Raw genomic sequence first — 18941 nt, 5'->3', positions numbered from 1 at the left:
GTTGCGAGTATAACCATTCGCGGGGACTCTGGCGCTCCCCCATGCCGAACGCAAGGTGCCTGACCGAACCGATGGACGCACAGTACAACCCGCACGCTATTGAAACCGCCGCACAGCAATACTGGGACACGCATCAGAGCTTCAAGGCCGTCGAGGAGTCGACGCGCGAGAAGTTCTACTGCCTATCGATGTTCCCCTATCCCAGCGGCAAGCTGCACATGGGCCACGTGCGCAATTACACCATCGGCGACGTGGTCTCCCGCTTTCAGCGCATGCAGGGCAAGAACGTGCTGCAACCGATGGGCTGGGACGCCTTCGGCATGCCGGCGGAAAACGCCGCGATCAAGAATCGCGTCGCCCCCGGCAAGTGGACCTACGACAACATCGACTACATGCGCGGCCAGCTCAAGGCGCTCGGTTTCGCCTACGACTGGGATCGCGAATTCGCCACCTGCGACGTCGACTACTACCGCTGGGAGCAGTGGTTCTTCGCCAAGTTGGTGGAGAAAGGCGTGGTCTACAAGAAGATGTCGACGGTCAACTGGGACCCGGTCGACCAGACCGTGCTGGCCAACGAGCAGGTGATCGACGGCCGTGGCTGGCGCTCCGGCGCGCGGGTCGAGCGCAAGGAGATTCCGCTGTGGTTCCTCAAGATCACCGACTACGCCGACGAACTGCTGGCCGATCTCGACAAGGTCGAATGGCCGGAGCAGGTCAAGACCATGCAGCGCAACTGGATCGGCAAATCGCGCGGGGTCGAGCTCAGCTTCGATGTCCAGGATAGCGACGAGCGCCTCGACGTCTATACGACTCGCCCCGATACCCTGTTCGGCGTGACCTATGTCGCCGTCGCCGCCGGCCACCCGCTGGCCAAGCGTGCCGCCGAAAACGATCCGGCGCTGGCCGAGTTCCTGGTCGAGTGCCAGCAGGGCGGCAACTCCGAGGCCGAACTGGCGACCATGGAAAAACGTGGCCGCGATACCGGTTTCCGCGCGATTCATCCGCTGACCGGCGGTGAAGTGCCGATCTTCGTCGCCAACTTCGTGCTGATGGAATATGGCACCGGCGCGGTCATGGCGGTTCCGGCCCACGATCAGCGCGACTGGGAATTCGCCACCAAGTACCAGTTGCCGATCGCAGCGGTCATCGCCGATGCCAACGGCGAGACGCCGGATCTGTCCGAAGCGGCCTACGTCGAGCACGGCACGCTGATCAACTCCGGCGAATTCGATGGCCTGGCGTTCGAGGCCGCCTTCGATGCCATCGCCGCCAGGCTGGAATCGCTCGGGCGCGGCAAGGTCAAGATCAACTTCCGCCTGCGCGATTGGGGTGTGGCCCGTCAGCGCTACTGGGGCGCGCCGATTCCGGTCAAGTACGGCCCCGAAGGCCAGACCGTGCCGCTCACCGATGACGAACTGCCGGTGGCGCTGCCACAGGAGGTCGAGGTCGACGCTTCCGGTTCGCCGCTGAAGAAGATGCCGGCGTTCTACGATCTGGGCGATGGCTGGACGCGGGAAACCGATACCTTCGACACCTTCATGGAGTCCTCTTGGTACTACGCCCGTTTCTGCTGTGCTGACAACCCCGAGGCCATGCTCGATGAGCGCGCCGACTACTGGCTGCCGGTGGATCTCTACATCGGCGGTATCGAACATGCCATCCTGCATCTGCTCTATGCGCGCTTCTTCCACAAGCTGATGCGTGACGAGGGACTGGTGCGCAGCGACGAGCCGTTCCAGCGCCTGCTGACCCAGGGCATGGTGATTGCCGAGACCTTCTATCGCGAGAGCGAAAACGGCGGCAAGGAGTGGTTCAACCCGGCGGATGTCGAGGTCGAGCGCGACGACAAGGGTCGCCCGATCAGCGCCAGGCTGATCAGCGACGGCCAGCCGGTGGAGATGGGCGGCATCGAGAAGATGTCGAAATCGAAGAACAACGGCGTCGACCCGCAGGCGATGATCGACCGCTTCGGCGCCGATACCGTGCGCCTGTTCATGATGTTCGCCGCCCCGCCGGAGCAGTCGCTGGAGTGGTCGGATTCCGGCGTCGAGGGTTCGCACCGCTTCCTCAAGCGGTTGTGGAGGCTGGTTGCCGAGCATCTCGCGGCCGGTACGCCCGCGACGCTCGAGGTCGGCTCACTCGACGACGCGCAGACCGAGCTGCGCCGCAAGACCCACGAGACCATCGCCAAGGCGGGCGACGATATCGGCCGCCGCACGACTTTCAATACCGCCATCGCCGCGGTCATGGAGCTGACCAACGCGCTCGGCCGTTTCGACGATACCTCTCCGCAGGGGTTGGCCGTCGCGCGCGAGGCGATCGAGGCATGCGTGTTGCTGCTGGCGCCGATCACGCCGCACACCTGCCATGTATTGTGGCAGGCGCTGGGCCACGACGAGCCGGTGATCGACGCCACCTGGCCCCAGGTCGACGAACGCGCCCTGGTCAAGGCGAGCATCGAGCTGGCGGTACAGGTCAACGGCAAGCTGCGTGCTCGCCTCGAAGTGCCCGCGGAAGCCGACAAGGCAGCCATCGAAACGCAGGCCATGGCGGCCGTGAACGTCCAGCGTCACCTGGAAGGCAAGAGCGTGCGCAAGGTGATCGTGGTGCCCGGAAAACTGGTCAATATCGTCGCCAACTGAATGCCGCGGCGCCGTGGAGACGGCGCCGTCATCCGACAGGGAGCTTTTTCATGACACGCCGTCCCGTTTTGATCGGCTTGATCGCGCTGGCGCTGACTGCGCTGGCGGGCTGCGGGTTCCAGCTTCGTGGCTTGCACCAGCCGGAACTTGCCCTCTCCGAGATCAGCCTGAGCGCCAACGTCTCGCCGTTCAGCGAGGAAGTCCGGCGCACGCTCGAAAGCGCGGGGACGGATGTCGTCGACGATGCCGATCTGCGCCTCAACCTCGGCGATGAGCGGCTCGGCGAGAGCCGCCTGACGCGCTCCGACTCCGGTAGCCGCGAGACCGAAATCACCCTGACCGCCCCGTTCTCGGTCCAGCGTGCCTCGGACAGCGCCTATCTGCTGAACCAGCAGCGACTGGAAGTCTCGACCACGGTCCTGCTCTCCACCGACGATCTTTATTCCGTTGACCAGGTACGTAGCGAGGCGATCCAACGCCTGCGGCGCGACGCCGCCAACCAATTGATCGATCGACTGACGGCCCTTAAGTCTCAATGAAGGTTTTCCCCGACAAGCTGGAAGCCTCGCTGCAAAAGCGTCTGCCACCGGTGGTCATGGTCGCCGGCGACGAGCCGCTGATCCATATGGAAGCTTGCGACACGGTGCGTCGGGTGGCACGCGAGCGAGGCATCGAAGAGCGCGAAATCCTGCACGTCGAATCCGGCTTCCAGTGGACCCAGTTGCTGGAGTCCGCTTCCAGCCTGTCGCTGTTCGCTTCGAGCAAGCTGATCGAAGTCCGCCTCGGCGGCCAGTCTCCCGGCCAGGAAGGCGGCAAGGCGCTCGAAGCCTATGCCGAGCAGGCCGGCGGCAGCGACAACGTGCTGTTGCTGTCGAGCCAGCGCCTGGACCGCAAGGCGCAGTCGAGCAAGTGGTTCAAGGCGCTCGACAAGCTGGGCCTGTTCGTCCCGGTGTGGCCGGTCGATCATCAGCGACTGGGGTTCTGGATGCGCGACCGGGCCAGTCTGCACGGACTCAATCTGGACATGGATGCCGCCCGGCTGCTCGGCGAGCGCACCGAGGGCAATCTGCTGGCCGCCGACCAGGAGCTGCAGAAACTGGCGCTGCTGATGCCGCCGAATGCGCGACTCGACGTCACCGCTATCGCCAGCGGCGTCGAGTCGAGCGCCCGCTACGACGTGTTCACGCTGACCGATGCCTGCCTGCGCGGCGACCGCGACCGGGTCGTGCGGATCGTGCAAGGGCTGCGTCAGGAAGGCATCGAGGCGCCCGTCGTGTTGTGGTCGCTGACGCGTGAACTGCGCACGTTGCTGTCGATCTTTCAGCACCTCGACCAGGGCCAGAGTCTCGAACATGCCTGCAAGGCACAGCGCCCGATGATTCCGGAAAAGCGCCGGCCAGGCTATCAGCAGGCGCTCAACCGGCTGCCGCAGCGCCGTCTGCACAAACTGCTGATGTTCTCGCAGCGGATCGATCTCGCGATCAAGGGCGCCATCGCCCTGCCGGTATGGGACTGCCTGCAGGATCTGGCACTGACGCTGGCGGGGGGGCGTGGCATCCTCGCCGAGATGGCCTACGCTTATCGCGTTTCCTAGAACTTTTCCAAGGCACTGACCACCGAAACCATGCGGCTAAAGTCGAGCTTGTCATAAGGCGTGCATATAGTTGACTTCGTCAACCATATAGCCCCGTGAATCGTAGGTCTCCATGTCTCGAAACTACTCTTTTGCCTTGCCGCTGGTGCTGGCCATCACCATGGCGCTTGGCCCGTTGTCGACCGACGCTTACCTGCCGGCTTTCCCGGCCATGGCCGACACCATGGGCGTTGGTATCAACGAGGTCTCGCGAAGCCTCTCGATCTATATTTTTCGGCCTGGCAGTCGGCCAGCTGGTCGGTGGACCGTTGTCGGATCGCATTGGGCGGCCACGGGTCATATACGCGGGGCTCGGCATCTTCCTCCTTGCCAGCCTGGGCATTACGCAAACCGAAGAGCTTCGATGCTGCTGGTACTACGGGCGCTGCAGGCTTTCGGTGGCGGCTGGATCACGGTGTTGATCCCTGTCCTGGTTCGCGACCGGGCTCAGAGACGCGAAGCCGCCAAGCTATTCAGCATGATCGGCCTGATCATAATCGTCGCGCCGGGTGTCGCCCCGAGCATCGGCAGCGCACTGCTGGCAATGGGGGACTGGCACACGATTTTTCTGGTTCCTGGCACTCTATGCCCTTGGTGTCATTCCACTTCAGGCCTGGGTGGTGCTGCGTCACGCCAGACCGACGGCCAATACGCATCAAACGGATTCGTTGCTGACGCGTTATCGCTTCGTCTTCGGGACCCGTTCCGCATTGCCGTTCATCGCCCTGCAGGCGTTCGCCTTTTCGGTAATGATGCTTTTCATTACTCATTCCTCGTTCATCTATCAGGCCCACTTCCAGGCCCACTTCGGCCAGTTGGAAGGCGCCTTCTCGCTGATGTTCGGCGCCAATATCGCCGTCATGCTGCTGGTCAACCTGACCAACCGCGCACTGCTCAATCGTTTCAGCTCGTGTCAGATTCTGGTCACTTGTCTGAGTGTCCAGTTCGTCGGCGTCTTGCTGCTGAGCCTGACGACCTGGGCCCAAGCCTCGGTCTGGTTGTTCCTGCCCGCCATGATGCTCACGATTGGCGCTCAAAGCGGTATCGTGCCCAATAACCAAGCCTGTTTCATGGAGCACTTCGAACACCACGACGGCACTGCGTCGTCGTTGCTCGGCGCCTGCCAATTCGACATCGCGGGCGGGCTGAGCGCTTTCTCGACACTACTGCCGGAGACGCTCGGTTGGGTCATCGCCTCGATGTTCGCCTGTTCGCTGGTGTGCATAAGCGTGATCCTGTTCGTGCTACGGCCCCGCTTCAAACTGACCAGATGATGCGCCGAAAAAACCCGGGGTCGGCCGGCAGCCGTCCCCGGGAGGGCGAGCACCGTTGATGGCTCAGGCGATCTCGGTGGTCTGAGGCTGGTCGTCGACGCCGGTGACCGCAACGTCATCGCTCATGACCGGTAGGTTGTCGATCGTGGCGGCCAGGCCGTCAATCTGCTCCTCCAGTGCCGCCATCAGCGGCGCCGACGACTGCGTGGTATTCGCGGTCGGCGTCAACGTGAAGGAGGCCAGGTTCATCGAGCCACCGTTGAAGGTCAGGCGAAGCACCTGCTCCCCCGCCGCCAGGTCCAGCACGATACCGTCATTGGCCTGATAGTCCTCCCAGTCACCGGTGTTGGTGACCGCCTGCGGGTCGGCGCTTTCATAGACTTCGCCATTTTGCGCGACGCTTGCCGTCACCGTGCGGTCGTCGAACATCGTCGCGGCGGCAAAGGAGAGTTGATAGGTACCGGCTTCGGCGACGTCGAGAGTGTACTCGACCCACTCGCCGTCGCTGATCCAGCCGATGGCTTCACCCTCGCCGCGAATATCCACGCCTTCGCCACGGAAATCGGTACCCAGTTGCTCTTCGCTGCTGTCAGCGTAGGCTACGTACTGGCCGCCCTCGTCGTATAGCGCGGCGTCCAGCGTCAGGCCGTCGCCGACCTCCCAGGGCGTGCCGGCATCGTTGAATGGCGTCTGCTCCGCCGGCGTCAGGCTGAAGGATTCCAGATTCTGCGACCCGCCATTGAAGGTCAGCCGTAGCGTCTGCACGCCGGCCTCGAGCAACACGCTCTGACTGTCGGTCGGCAGGAAAGTATCCCAGTCTCCCGTGGAACCGACATCGATGTCGGCGACGGCGTAGACCCCGGCGCCGCTATCGAACGTGGCGGTGATCGAACGTGCGTTGCCGCTCTGCGTCCCCAGCGCAGAGAGGAACGACAGATCGTAAACGCCAGCCTCCTCGACATTGAGGGTGTACTCCACCCACTCGCCGTCCTCGACCCAGCCGATGGCATCGCCGTCGCCGCGGATGTCCACGCCCTCCTCGCGGAAGTCGCTGCCCAGCTGGTCCTCGCTGGAATCCTCGTAGGTCAGATAGGGTGCCCCTTCGTCGAACAGCGCCGCATCCAGGGTCAGGCCGCTGTCGTCATCGACCACCCAGGGAGTCCCGGCGTCGTTGAAAGGCGTACGCGAAGCCGGCTCGATCCCCTCGACGAGGAAGACGTTGTCGTTGTAGTCGTAATTGATACCGGTGTAATCCATGACCACGAAGTAGGTGTTGGCAATGGCATTGCCATCGCTGTCGTAGGCCTGGAACGTGCGTACCGTGTAACCCCGCTCGATGCCTTGGTCCTCCGCCGGCGGCGTGCCACTGCCATGGGGATTGAGCGATGGGTCGGTGGAGAGGTTGGCTATCGAGATGCCGAACACGTCATCGCCCAGCCAGGCGTCGGGAATCTTGTTGCGCCCGAAGCTGGCCGTGGCGTAGTTGCCGTTGGCGAGCTGTGGCAGGAACGACTGGCTGTACAGGCTATCGTGATTGGTCAGTGACGTTCGAGTGCCCTTGTCGCCGGGCTCGTGCAGCGCGAGCAGGGCACCGCTATAGCTATGCAGTGCCGCCAGCTGAGTGACCGTCGCGGTCTCGACACCATCGGCGATCTGCCAGTAGCGCGACAGCACCTCTTGATCGTTGGCGGCCTGATACAGATCGAAGTTCTGCAACACCGACTGGCCCCCGCCATCCAGCGTCGACAGCCCGTCGATATGGTTGCCGAAGCCGAAAACCTGCCATATCTCGTTGAGATTGGGCTCCCAGCCGCCCTCGTCGCGCGCCTGCCAGAAACCGGCCAGTTGGATTTCGGTGACCGGCTGGTCGAGATCGTCCGAGGTTACCGTCAGGGTACCCTCGAATACGCCGTCGTCCGCATTGTTGGCAGGCGGCGTGTAGGCATCCCGATCGAACAGTACTTCGACCTCGACCGATTCCCCCGACGCCAGCACCAGGTCGTCCAGCGAATCGGGGTCCGCCAGCATGAAGGGACCGCTGACACTGACGTCGCTGACGTTCAGATCGCCGGTACCATTGTTGCTGATGATCACCGAGCCGCTGTCCTTGTATTCCCGCGGCGAGTCGGCGGTACTGGTGGCATCGTTGTCCTCGAGATAGTTGAAGACGATACGATCGCTGAAATAAGCCGGGTCGGTACTCACGACGCTGATCGCCCCTTCGGACGCCGTCTCGACCGGTTCGTCGGGTATCTTCAACAGGTCGACATCCGGACCGACGCCATCCGGTGCCGTCACGGTGACGGTGTTGGCGCCGGCAGTCAGCGCCACCTGAACGGTCTGGTTGACCCAGTCGCTGGGGGTCTGGCTCTGCCCGGTGAAGTTGACGCTCGGATAGCTGACGCCGTTGATCGTCAGCGCCATCGGCCGGTCGGCCTTGCCGCTTGTCAGCGAATAGCGGAAGCTGATCTCGTAGACGCCGCTTTCCGCCACGTCCACATCCCAGGTGACACTCTGATCGCCGCTACCGACGAAATCGACGTAACCGCCACCCGAGGCGTCGTGGTCGACTTCATCCGAAGGGACCATGACGGCACCGCCGGCGAGTGTCGCACTCTCCGCCTCGTAGACCGAGTAACCCGGCGTGGTGTCCTCGATCAACACTTCCAACTGATCGATGTTGGGTCCGGTATCGTTCACCGCCTGGAAGCTCACGCTGTTGGCGCCGGCAAGCAGTTCCGCCGGGATGTCCAGCGTCTGCCAGGTGTTCCAGGCAGCGCCACCTTCGGCCGGCGAGAAACCGAAAACACCGATGCTCTCGCCATTGACGAATACCTCGAGCGGACGATCGGCGCCGCCGCCATTGGCATAGCGGACCCGTAGCACCGCATCGCCGGCATCGGCTGCATCGACGTTGAAGTTGAAGGTGATGGAGTCGGCATTGGTATTGCCGAAGTCGGCATAACCGCCGACGGTACCGTCGCTGTCGTCGGTATTGCCATCCATGCCATAGGCGCCCGGCCGGACGCCATGCTCGAAATTCGCGGCATTGGGCTCGGGATTGTCAGCGTCCCGGATGACGATCTGGGCATCCCCGCCGGAGGCAATGACGGCCTGGGTCTCGTCCTCGGCCTGTATGGTCGCTATCGTCTCCAGGTTCTCGCCCGGTTCGATGATCGCACCGGGGACAGGATCCAGACGTATCACCTGGCTCTCTCCCGTGCTGCGGTTAAGCGTCATGAGATAAAGCTGTCCAGTCAGCGGGTTCTCGATGATATCCAGCGGATCGACGTATTTGATGACGTTGCCGTCGACGTCGCGCAGCACCGTGTCCGAGGAAACGTTGCCGTCTTCGTCCAGCGAGATCCAGCGAATGTCGTCTCCCCCGGAGTACTCCACAAACAGCAGGCTGCCGTCCAGCGTCGCCCCGAACACGTTGCTGGTGTATTCGATGGCTCCGTTCGGGGAGCGATTGGTGCCCAGGGAGTAGGCATCGTCGACTCGGTAGTTGCTGTCGGGATCCGTGCCAACCTGGTACTCGTCGGTCTCGTTGGGATCGTCGCCGGCGGTCGGATTGCCACCGTTGAGAATGTATTCGTCGCGCGTCGAATTGGGGTGCCCGTAATATCCTCCCTCCTCGACCTTGAACAGCCAGTCGTCCTCGATGCCGACATTGATCAGCGCTTCATTGTAAGCAGTCGAGGGATCGTCCGGCGTCGTCCCCCCCGCCGCGGAACCATTGGTCGAGGCATACAGGTTACCGTTGGAGTGCCATACCAGGTCGTAAGCGTTGCGAATGCCGGTGGCGTATATCTTGAGAACGGCGTCTTCGGCAAAGGGGTCGTAGTATTCAATCAATACATTGCCGTTGGCGTCCTGCATCGTCGCGGTGCCGTCTTCGGCGAAGACCAGGTACTGGCCGCCGCCCATGTCGATTGGCCCGTTTTTGAGATCCCCGTCGTCATCTTCGTAGCGGGTATTGGAGCCGTCGGTCGGCAGGGGTTCGGTCGAGACGTCGAAGCCGCCCTCCGGCGCATCCCGGGAGGGGTCGACTTCGAGCACGGCGGCATTCAGCAGGCGCTCGGGACGATTGCCCCAGGCACTGTCGTCGCCTCCCATCGCGGTGTTGGCACCCTGAGAGACATACAACAAGTAAGGAGGGACATCGGGGTTGGTGTCGGCGTCGTATTCCGGATTGGCGTGGAACACCAGGCTGTTGGTGGCATGGTCACCGTTGGAGCGCGGCAAGCCGGTAATGTAGGTCTCCGCCGTACCGGTAAACGTCTCGTCACTGTCGCCGATGGTGATCTTGCTGATACGACCGCTGAAGTCCGGCACGCCGTTGTCACGCCCGGTCAACGGAATTGGATAGTTGTCGGTAACCCACAGTACATTGGGATCGGTGGGGTCGAAAGTCAGCCCCAGAATACCTCTGGCGCCGGCGTCCTCGCTCTGGAAATAGTCGAGCGCCAGGGTCTGCTCATTGGATAGCGATCCCGTGACAGGATCGATGTCGTAGCGCTTGATCTCCCCGTTCATGGTCGAGATGTAGATCTTGCTGTTGTCCGGCGACATGGTGATGGAAGTGAACATATAGGCGCCGTCTGCGGCCCCGTTCAGTTCCACCGTGGTATCGAACGCGACCTCGCTGTCCTGTGCCGCGGGCTGGGCACCGGTGACGAAGGTAGTAGAAAACTTCTGGAATTCCCGCGTCGGCGCACTGGGGTCGTCGTTGTCGCCGCGATCCTGGAAACCGTCGATCACCAAGGTATAGCTGGTATATTCATCCAATCCACCGACAGGCGAAATGGTCAGTGAATCGAAGCCGCCCGTCGTGTTGATATCGAACGCTACCTCTTCACCGGTGACGGTATTGAACAGCTTCACCGAGCCGTCGTTCAGGCTCTCGAGCAGCGCGCCACCACGCCCCTCGACCACCGAAATTCCGATGAAGAAGTCCGAGGAGGGGTCGATACCGTCCGGGATGCTGCCGTCGTCCGACTGTAGATGGACCTCGACCTGTTCCTCGCCCACGCCCGCTACGGCACGCGGATCGGTGAAGTACGCGTAGTCCTCCGGCGCCGCTCGGTCGTCGTCCGGGGTCAGATCGGGCAGCGACTCGATCTCGATGTACTGGATTTCAGTGTTGGCGCTATCGAGACCGATCGAATCCAGGGTCAGGCGGCCATCGGTAACCTGTACCACGCGGGTGACCAGCGTCGAGCGGAAGCCCTCGCTGTCATTGGTGGGATCGGTGTCGGTCGGGAAGTCATCAGGGCGTGCGGGGGTAAAGGGGGTATTGAAAGCTTCGCCTTCGGCATTGATCACGTTCACGCTATCGTAGGCGCCGCCGCTATCGCCGATGGAGATGGTGACTTCGTAATAACCGTCTTCCAACTCGATCTCCCAGCCCGCGTTCTGTGCGTAGCCAGGTTTGGCGAAACCCGCATAGGTCGCCTGCAGCGGATCGACATCATCCAGAGTGCCGCTGCGATCGCCCAGGGCATCCGGGTCCTGCCCCTGAATACCCATGGGCGTCGTGCCGTTGGCGGTACCATCGGCAATGGAATCCTCGGTGACCCAACCGTACTGATAGGTTTTGCCATCGACTTGCAACGACTGCTCGCCGAATGCCTGGCCGGTATCGGCGATATAGCCGTCGGGAGTGGCGGAAGACGCGGGCTGGAAGTTGATCTTGACCGCGAAGCGATCTCCCGGCTCGACTGTGGCGCCACTATCCGACGTCACGCTGTGAACGGCCAGGCTGTCGATGTTGGGCCCGGTGTTACCGATATTGGCGAGCCGCACGACGTTGTCGCCGGCATTCAGCTCAATTTCGATCGAAGTCTCGGTCCAGTTCTCCCAGCCGGCGCCGCCGGTACCGGTCGAGTCGAAAGCGATGATGCCCTGGGCGTCGCCATCCACGGAAAGCGCCATCGGGCGATCCGCCGTTCCGCTGTTGGCATAGCGAATCGTCAGCAGGTAGGTGCCGGCCTCGGACACGTTGACATTAAAGGAAGCGGCGTCTCCGGTCTGCGCGCCCATGTCGAGATAGCCACTGCCGCTGTAATCTCCCCACAGACCATCGCTGCCAGCCGCGGAGCTGGCTTCCGGGTTCGACGCGTCGCGGACCACGGTATCGGCAACCGAGACACCATCGTCGATCGTCATCGCCTCCCCTTCGGTCTCGAACAACAGCGAGAGATCGGCGGGCAGCGCATCGGTATATTCGTAGGAGATCTGATCGATATTGGGCCCGTTCGACGCACCGCCTTCCGCCGTGGATGGCAATGTCAGCGACACCGCGTTGTCACCGGCAGACAACGGCAGCGTTATCTCCACTTCGCCCCAGGTACTCCAACTCCCCGTCGGGGGAAACGAGACCAAGGTCGGGGAGAGATCCCCGACGGCAACCAGTAGCGGTCTATCGCTGGCGCCACCGTTGGCATAACGGATCGTCGCGGTATAGAGCCCCGGCTCGGAAGGCTCGACCTGGAAGGTCAGGCTGTCGCCGGCATCGCTCCCGAAATCGACATAGCCACCGCCGACCGCGCCATCCCGATAGGCACCGTTGGCCTCAGGGTGCGCGGCGTCGACGAAGCGGGTCAGCGACGGGTCGTTGGATGCCCCCACGTCGCTGATGGCGGCTAGGCTGGTATCTTCCGCCTGAATCACCAGCGGGACGGCATCGGCGGTGACCGAATTGTCATCCACATCGAGGATCTCCAGGTCCTGTGCCTGCTCGCTCCCGGCCAATGGCGCGCCCTGCGCGTCCACTCCTTCGATCAGCAGGGCCGCCAGGCCGCTCGCCCATTGATCGGAGAGTGAAAATCGAAATGGGGCCTCGTTGGCGGCCTGTTCAGAGATACTGCCCTTGGCGTCGGTCACGTTCACGACGATGCCGGCAGCATCGCTGGCATCGAAACCCGCACTGTCGATGGGCGTCACTTCGAGCAGATAACCGTCGCCGAGAAGCTCCCGAGTCACGGCGTCTCCGGGCTCCAGCGTTTCGATAACGGCACCGGTCTGAGCATCGATAATGGCAAGCGTGAACATGGATATAGCCCCTACGCGTTGTGGTGATGACAATAGACGTTTGGTAACGGATCGTCCTATGCCGACGATTTGAAAAGGATGAAACATCCCGCTCGGTCCATGGCGGGCCAATCTTTCTGTCGAGACTGTTACCTGAAAAACCTTGAATGATGAGGCTCAGGACTAAAGTCTTACCGGAAGGAAACTAGCGCGTCTCGGCAAAAGCGAAAAGTTGAAACTTTTCCCACCGGAAAAACGAATTTCAGGAGTTCCTTTACATCGAGTCACGCGTCCTTCTATCGATTCCAAAGACATAGCATCGATTTATTGGCACTGACAAGAACAGCATAATCTCCATCCTGTTACAAAACGTATATTTGCTGGCAATACTCATACCACTGGCATGAAAAAAATTCATGTTTTGAAGTCATCACTGACTTTGTGCAGCAGTTAATAAGCACTGATTTTATTACTCACCGAAAACAAAAACGTGCCAGAATATTTTCTTTCATATACATTATCCAGTTGATACACATAGGTTATTTATAAAACCTGGGCATGAGAAATGACACGCCATGCCTTGAACAGTCACATCATTGCGCTTGCAAGTTTCTTCACAATTTACGCATGCTGGTGACGGCCAAGCTGATACTCCACCATGACATCAAGAGCGCTTCCGTGAACAAATTCCAACAGCCAGCGGAACTTAAAAGGGCATTGGCCAGCTGTCGCCAGTCGTTCTTGTTCGTTCTGTTATTCAGCCTGTTCATCAATCTGCTGATGCTGGCGCCTTCACTTTATATGTTGCAGGTGTATGACCGGGTCATTACGACCCGTAGCCCGGAGACCTTGGCGATGTTGACCCTGGTCGTGCTTTATCTGTTTTTCATCATGGGTTGTCTGGATCTCGTTCGGTCGCGGGTTTTGGTTCGTGTCAGCAATCGATTCGACAGCCAATTAACAGACCGGCTCTATCGCGCCACCTTCCAAAAAGCATTGATTAGCCCCGGCAAACCTTCGGCCCAGCCATTCAATGACTTGTCGACGCTACGTCAATTCATCGGCGGCAACGCATTATTCGCATTTTTCGATGCCCCTTGGATTCCGATTTACATTGCCATCCTGACGCTGTTTCATCCCTGGTTCGGGATATTCGCCGCCAGTGCCGGCATCGTGCTGATCGCGCTGGCCTGGATCAACGAAAAAAGCACTCAGACGTTGCTCGGCGATGCCAACCGCGAGCACGTCCTGGCCCAGGAACTCGCCTCGAGCAATCTGCGCAACGCAGAAGTGATACAAGCGATGGGGATGCTGCCCAGCCTGTTCGCACGCTGGGATCGTAAACATCATGACTACCTCGCCCATCAATCCCGCGCCAGCGACCGCGCCGGCACGCTGAGCAATCTGTCGAAGACGCTGCGCGTTACCTTCCAGTCGCTGATTCTCGGTCTCGGTGCCTATTTGGTCATCGAGGGCAGCCTGACTGGCGGCATGATGATCGCCGGCTCGATTCTAATGGGAAGAGCGCTGGCGCCAATCGATCAGATGATCGGGGGCTGGAAGGGCTTCGTCAGCGCGCGCACGGCATACGCTCGCCTGAATTCCCTGCTCGTAGCACTTCCCCCGGAACCGGCCCGGATGCCGCTCCCGCCGCCCAAGGGACATGTCCTGCTGGACGCCGTTGTCGCTGCGCCTCCCGGCGAGCGCGTACCCACCCTGCAGGAGGTCTCGTTTCGCTGTCAGGCCGGCGAACATCTCGCCATCGTCGGGCCCAGCGCGGCGGGAAAGTCGACACTGGCGCGGGTACTGCTCGGCGTATGGCCGATCCAGCACGGCTGCGTACGCCTGGGCGGCACCGACATCAGCCAGTGGCCACGGGAGAGACTCGGCCCACATGTCGGCTATCTGCCCCAGGACATCGAGTTGTTCGACGGCAGCATCAGCGAAAACATTGCGCGATTCGGCCATCTGGAGCCGGACCGGGTACTCGAGGCCGCGCGCAAGGCTGGCGTCCACGACATGATCCTGCACCAACCCCAGGGTTACGACACCATCATCAGCGGCAGCGGCGGAGTACTCTCCGGCGGTCAACGTCAACGCCTGGGCCTGGCCCGTGCGCTGTACGACAACCCGGTGCTGGTGGTGCTGGACGAACCGGACGCCAACCTGGATCTCGCTGGCGAACATGCGTTGATCGACTGCCTGCGCCAGCTGAAGCGTGAGGGAACGACCGTTTTCGTCATCAGCCATGCCCCCGCCATTCTCGAGCACGTCGACCGCGTGATCACCCTGCACGACGGCCGGGTCGCATCGATTGGGCCCTCTCATAAAGCCACCATGATCAAAGCTGGCGCCGGCATGACCGACGGTAGCGTCGGCGTGCATTCGGTTCGAATGCGGGCTCGTGGCAAGCGTGACGAGCCCCGCCCACCCCGCCCCGCACCTCAGGAGCCGCCGACACAATGAACGCTCCCCAAAGCCTGCCCATGCCTTTGGCCGCGGCGCTGCCCAGTGTGCCCACCAGCGATCGCGCCGCCCGCCGCTGGGGCCTTTGCATTCTGATCGTGGCCCTCGGGGGATTCGCGCTCTGGTCGGTCACCGCCAACCTGGCGGTGGCAGTCGTGGCACCGGGTGCGGTGGCCGTCGAGACCTCGACCAAGAAGGTTCAGCATTTCGAGGGAGGCATCGTCAAGAGCATCCTGGTCGAGGACGGCGATCGGGTCGATGCCGGTCAGACGCTGATCGTGCTGGACGATACCCAACCGCTGGCCAAGCTGGCGATCGCACAATCCGAGTACCGTATCGCGTTGGCCAGCGAAGTGCGGCTGCTCGCCGAGCAGAGCGACAGCGACCAGCTGACCTTCCCCGACAGTCTGCTCAACGACACCTCGCCACGGGTCCAGGCAGTGGTCGACGTTCAGAAACGCCTGTTCGAAGTCCGCCGTCAATCGCTCAAGGATGCGCTCTCCTCGCTCGATGAAAAGGCTAGCCAGATGCGCCAGCAGATCGCCGGGCTCGAGTCGCTGCAACAGATCAACCGTTCACGCATCGCGTCGTTGACCCAGGAAGCCAACGACTACCGAACGCTGTTCAAGGAGGGGCTGGGTGACAATCAGCGGCTGCGGGAACTCGAGCGCCAGATCCTTCAGTATCGCGGCGAGAATGCACAGCACGCCGCCGAGATCGCGCAACTCGGTTCGCAGATCAGCGAAAACGGTCTGCAGAAGGAGATTCATGTGCAGGAGTATCACCAGAAGGTCGGCGAGGATCTGAAGGACATCCAGGCGCAAGTCACCGATGCCGAGGAGCGCGTCACCGCCCTGCGGGACCAGGTCCGGCGGACCACCATCACGGCACCGGTATCGGGCACGGTGGTCGGCATGCAGATCCATACTCAGGGCGCCGTGATTCGTTCCGGCGACACGGTGATGGAAATCGTGCCCGACAACGAAGCTTTCATCGTCGAAGCGCGTATTCCGGACCGCGACATCGACAACGTCCATGCCGGGCAGGTGGCGGAGATTCGCTTCAGCGCTTTCAACCAGCGCCTGTCGAATGTCATCGAGGGCGAAGTCGTGCATGTGTCGGCGGACAGCTTCGAGGACGAAGCAACCCACGCGCACTACTACAAGGCCCGCGTTCGCGTCACCGATGCCGGGCGTGACGAAATGACCGATTCGATGCAGTTGCTCGCCGGCATGCCGGCGGAAGTAATGCTACAGACCGGCGAGCGCACCTTCGCCAGTTACCTGTTCAAGCCGTTCAGCGACATGCTGGCCCGGGCGATGCGAGAAGAGTGATGTCCAGCGCACGCCATCTACTGCTGATAGCGGTTTCCGGGCTGACCTGGCTGTCGTCGGGACCGGCATGGGCTCAACCCTTGAATACCGCTCCACCGGTGACGCTGCCGACTGCGAGTCATGAAGCGTCCCCGCCCCGGGCCCAGCCCCTGCCCTCGCTGACGCAATTGGTGGCGTTGGCGCTGGACTACGACAGCGGCCTGAAGAGCCGGCGGCTCGACAGCCAGTCCGTGGAACAGGAAGTGCCGATGGCCCGGTCGAGGCTGCGTCCTCGCCTGGAAGCCAGCGCAGCCTATCGCTACACGGACGCCGACAACATCTATACCGAAAATCCCGATGCCTATCCCGACGAGGTCTACGACGACCGGGTCTCCGGCAAGACCCATGACCGCAGCTGGGAAGTGAGACTGACCCAGCCGCTGTTCAGCCTCGAGCGCTGGCGCCAGGTGGACAAGGCCCATGCGCAGGTCGACGCCGCCACCCTGGAGGTCGCCGTCGCCGAACGCGACCTGGCGGTCAAGGTCATCGAAACCTATCTCGACGCCTACCAGGCTTCTCGCAAGGTCGGCCTGCTGATCGCCCAACGCGAGTCCCTGGTACTGCAGCAGCGCCAGGCCCAGCGCGCCTATGATCTGGGCCTGGGCAACCGTATCAACCTGCTCGAGTCACAATCCCGTCTGGACCAGGCGATCGCCGACCAGACCGCGGCGGAGAATGATCTGGCCAACGCGCTGAGCGATCTCGAACGCTTGACCGGAGCGTCGCTGACGTTCACGCCGGCGTTGATCGAGCCACCCGACACCCTCGATATCGGGCCCGACTCTCGACCGCTCGAAGCCTGGCTGGCGCTGACCGACAGCAACGTTCAGGTACAGTTGGCGGCCCAACGCCAGCAGGTCGCTCGAACCGACACCGAGGTGCGACGCGCCACGCGCTATCCGCAGGTCGATCTCGTCGTCGGCTACAGCGATCTCGACAGCAACGATGCCTTGAGAACGAGTCAAGACTTCACCGTCAGCGTGGAGATGAATGTGGCGCTCTACCAAGGCGGCTATACCAGCGCCAGCATTCGTCAGGGCGAACTGAGCGCGCTGGCCGGCGCGGCGAGTCTCGACAACGAGCGCCGGCTCGCCCGGCAGGAAGTACGCAAACGCCTGCGGGGAATGCAGGGCGATCTGAGACAGCTCGAGGCGCTGCAGCGTTCGATCGACTCCGGCAGCCTCTTCCTGCAGGCCGCCATACGCGGCGAGGCGCTCGGACTGCGTGATCTGGTCGATGTCCTCGACGCGCGCTCCTCGCTCTACGACTTGCGAATTCGCTACGTCGAGACCGTCTGTCTCTATCTCAAGGACCGTACCTACCTGGACGCTGCGGTCGGCCGACTCGACTCCACCGCGCTGCGCGACATTGCCACCATTCTGCAACGGATCGAGAATACCGGCCTCAGTGAGACCGCGCAGTAACTCTCGTCCACGCCCTGCGGCAATGGTTGCCATGAGTCATCCTCATCAATACGCCTGACCACCTGCGTTAACATTGCAGCGACATTTTTCCTTTCAAAGACAACAACGCCAGGTGATGACCTAACAATGAAACAAGCGCTGAAAGCTCAGCTAGCTGCCTTGGGGGTGGCCTCTCTGGTAGCAGCACCTTCGATTCACGCCGACGAGCCGATCGTCGTCGGCGGGCTCAATTACACCGAACATCTCATCCTGACTACGGCGACCACCGATCTTCTGGAAGCCAACGGCTACGATGTCGAGCAGCGTGACGGCATGGGCACCAGCGTCTTGCGCCGCGCTCAGGAAAACGGCCAGGTCGATCTCTATTGGGAATATACGGGGAACTCGGTAATTCTGTTTCACAAACAGGATCAACCGGTGGGAGCCTCCGCCACCTATGACGAGGCCAAACGGCTGGATGCCGAGGAGGGCCTGGTGTGGCTGGATCCATCCGACACCAACAATACCTACGCACTGGCGATGCGCGCCGATGACGCCGACAAGCGCGACATTCATAGCTTGTCGGACCTCGCCCGGGCCATGAATGACGGCGCCGACCTGGTGCTGGCTTCGAATGCGGAGTTCTATGCTCGCGACGATGGTTTGCGTCCACTGCAAGAGGCCTATGGCTTTCGCTTCCCCCGCGAGGATGTCAAGCGCATGGACACCGGCCTGACCTACAATGCCCTGCAAAGCGGCAACGTGGATGTCGCGCTGGTATTCGCCACCGATGGCCGCAACGGCGCCTTCGACTTCGAGGTACTCGACGACGACAAACAATTCTTCCCGGTCTATCAGTTGGCGCCGGTGGTACGTCAGGAGGTTCTGAACGCCCATCCGGACCTGGCCTCATTGCTGAATCGAATGTCGGCCGCCCTCAACGACGATGTGCTGATCGACCTCAACAGCCGCGTGGATGTCGGCGAACAGTCCATCGACAAGGTCGCCCACGATTTCCTGGTCGAACACGACCTGCTTTAGCCTCCGATGTCTCCCATCATTGTTTCTCGCGGCTAGTGCCTGGCACTGGCCGTGACTCGTAGTCAAGGAGCCGA

At 61.8% G+C, this 18941-nt stretch carries 8 protein-coding genes and 1 pseudogene; 8 read left to right on the top strand and 1 reads right to left on the bottom strand.

What is annotated here, in order from left to right:
* The first annotated feature begins 71 nt into the window (after nucleotides 1–71).
* From leuS to DOM57_RS22690, 4 genes and pseudogenes are all read left to right on the top strand, one after another.
* Complete coding sequence (gene leuS, locus DOM57_RS06505) at nucleotides 72–2642, top strand: leucine--tRNA ligase (RefSeq protein ID WP_110648423.1); 2571 nt, start codon at nucleotides 72–74, stop codon at nucleotides 2640–2642.
* Nucleotides 2643–2692: 50 nt separating this feature from the next.
* Entirely contained in the window at nucleotides 2693–3181 is a 489-nt protein-coding gene (locus tag DOM57_RS06500) for an LPS-assembly lipoprotein LptE (protein WP_110648422.1), read from the top strand.
* On the top strand, nucleotides 3178–4236 hold the full coding sequence (gene holA / locus DOM57_RS06495) for a DNA polymerase III subunit delta (RefSeq protein WP_110648421.1): 1059 nt from the start codon (nucleotides 3178–3180) through the stop codon (nucleotides 4234–4236). The genes DOM57_RS06500 and holA overlap by 4 nt, the downstream gene beginning before the upstream one ends.
* A gap of 112 nt (nucleotides 4237–4348) precedes the next feature.
* Nucleotides 4349–5549 (top strand): annotated as a pseudogene (locus DOM57_RS22690) (MFS transporter).
* Between the two features lie 63 nt (nucleotides 5550–5612).
* Here DOM57_RS22690 and DOM57_RS06485 read toward each other — a convergent pair.
* Nucleotides 5613–12605, bottom strand: coding sequence for a carbohydrate-binding protein (locus DOM57_RS06485; RefSeq protein ID WP_239496136.1), 6993 nt, complete (start codon nucleotides 12603–12605; stop codon nucleotides 5613–5615).
* A gap of 657 nt (nucleotides 12606–13262) precedes the next feature.
* Between DOM57_RS06485 and DOM57_RS06480 the strand changes: the two genes are divergently transcribed.
* The 4 genes from DOM57_RS06480 (at nucleotide 13263) to DOM57_RS06465 (ending at nucleotide 18867) form a co-directional block, all read left to right on the top strand.
* Complete coding sequence (locus DOM57_RS06480; protein ID WP_110648481.1) at nucleotides 13263–15050, top strand: type I secretion system permease/ATPase; 1788 nt, start codon at nucleotides 13263–13265, stop codon at nucleotides 15048–15050.
* Nucleotides 15047–16384, top strand: coding sequence for an HlyD family type I secretion periplasmic adaptor subunit (locus DOM57_RS06475; RefSeq protein ID WP_110648419.1), 1338 nt, complete (start codon nucleotides 15047–15049; stop codon nucleotides 16382–16384). The genes DOM57_RS06480 and DOM57_RS06475 overlap by 4 nt, the downstream gene beginning before the upstream one ends.
* Complete coding sequence (locus DOM57_RS06470; protein ID WP_110648418.1) at nucleotides 16384–17847, top strand: TolC family protein; 1464 nt, start codon at nucleotides 16384–16386, stop codon at nucleotides 17845–17847. Before DOM57_RS06475 ends, DOM57_RS06470 begins: the two co-directional genes overlap by 1 nt.
* Nucleotides 17848–17973: 126 nt before the next feature.
* Nucleotides 17974–18867 (top strand): glycine betaine ABC transporter substrate-binding protein, encoded by an 894-nt coding sequence (locus tag DOM57_RS06465; RefSeq protein ID WP_110648417.1) that lies wholly within the window; start codon nucleotides 17974–17976, stop codon nucleotides 18865–18867.
* Nucleotides 18868–18941 lie beyond the last annotated feature (74 nt).

The organism is Salinicola peritrichatus (assembly GCF_003206715.1).
Lineage (GTDB): Bacteria > Pseudomonadota > Gammaproteobacteria > Pseudomonadales > Halomonadaceae > Salinicola > Salinicola peritrichatus.
Note: the sequence above shows the minus strand (reverse complement) of the source record. Positions and strands in the feature narration are given on the sequence as shown.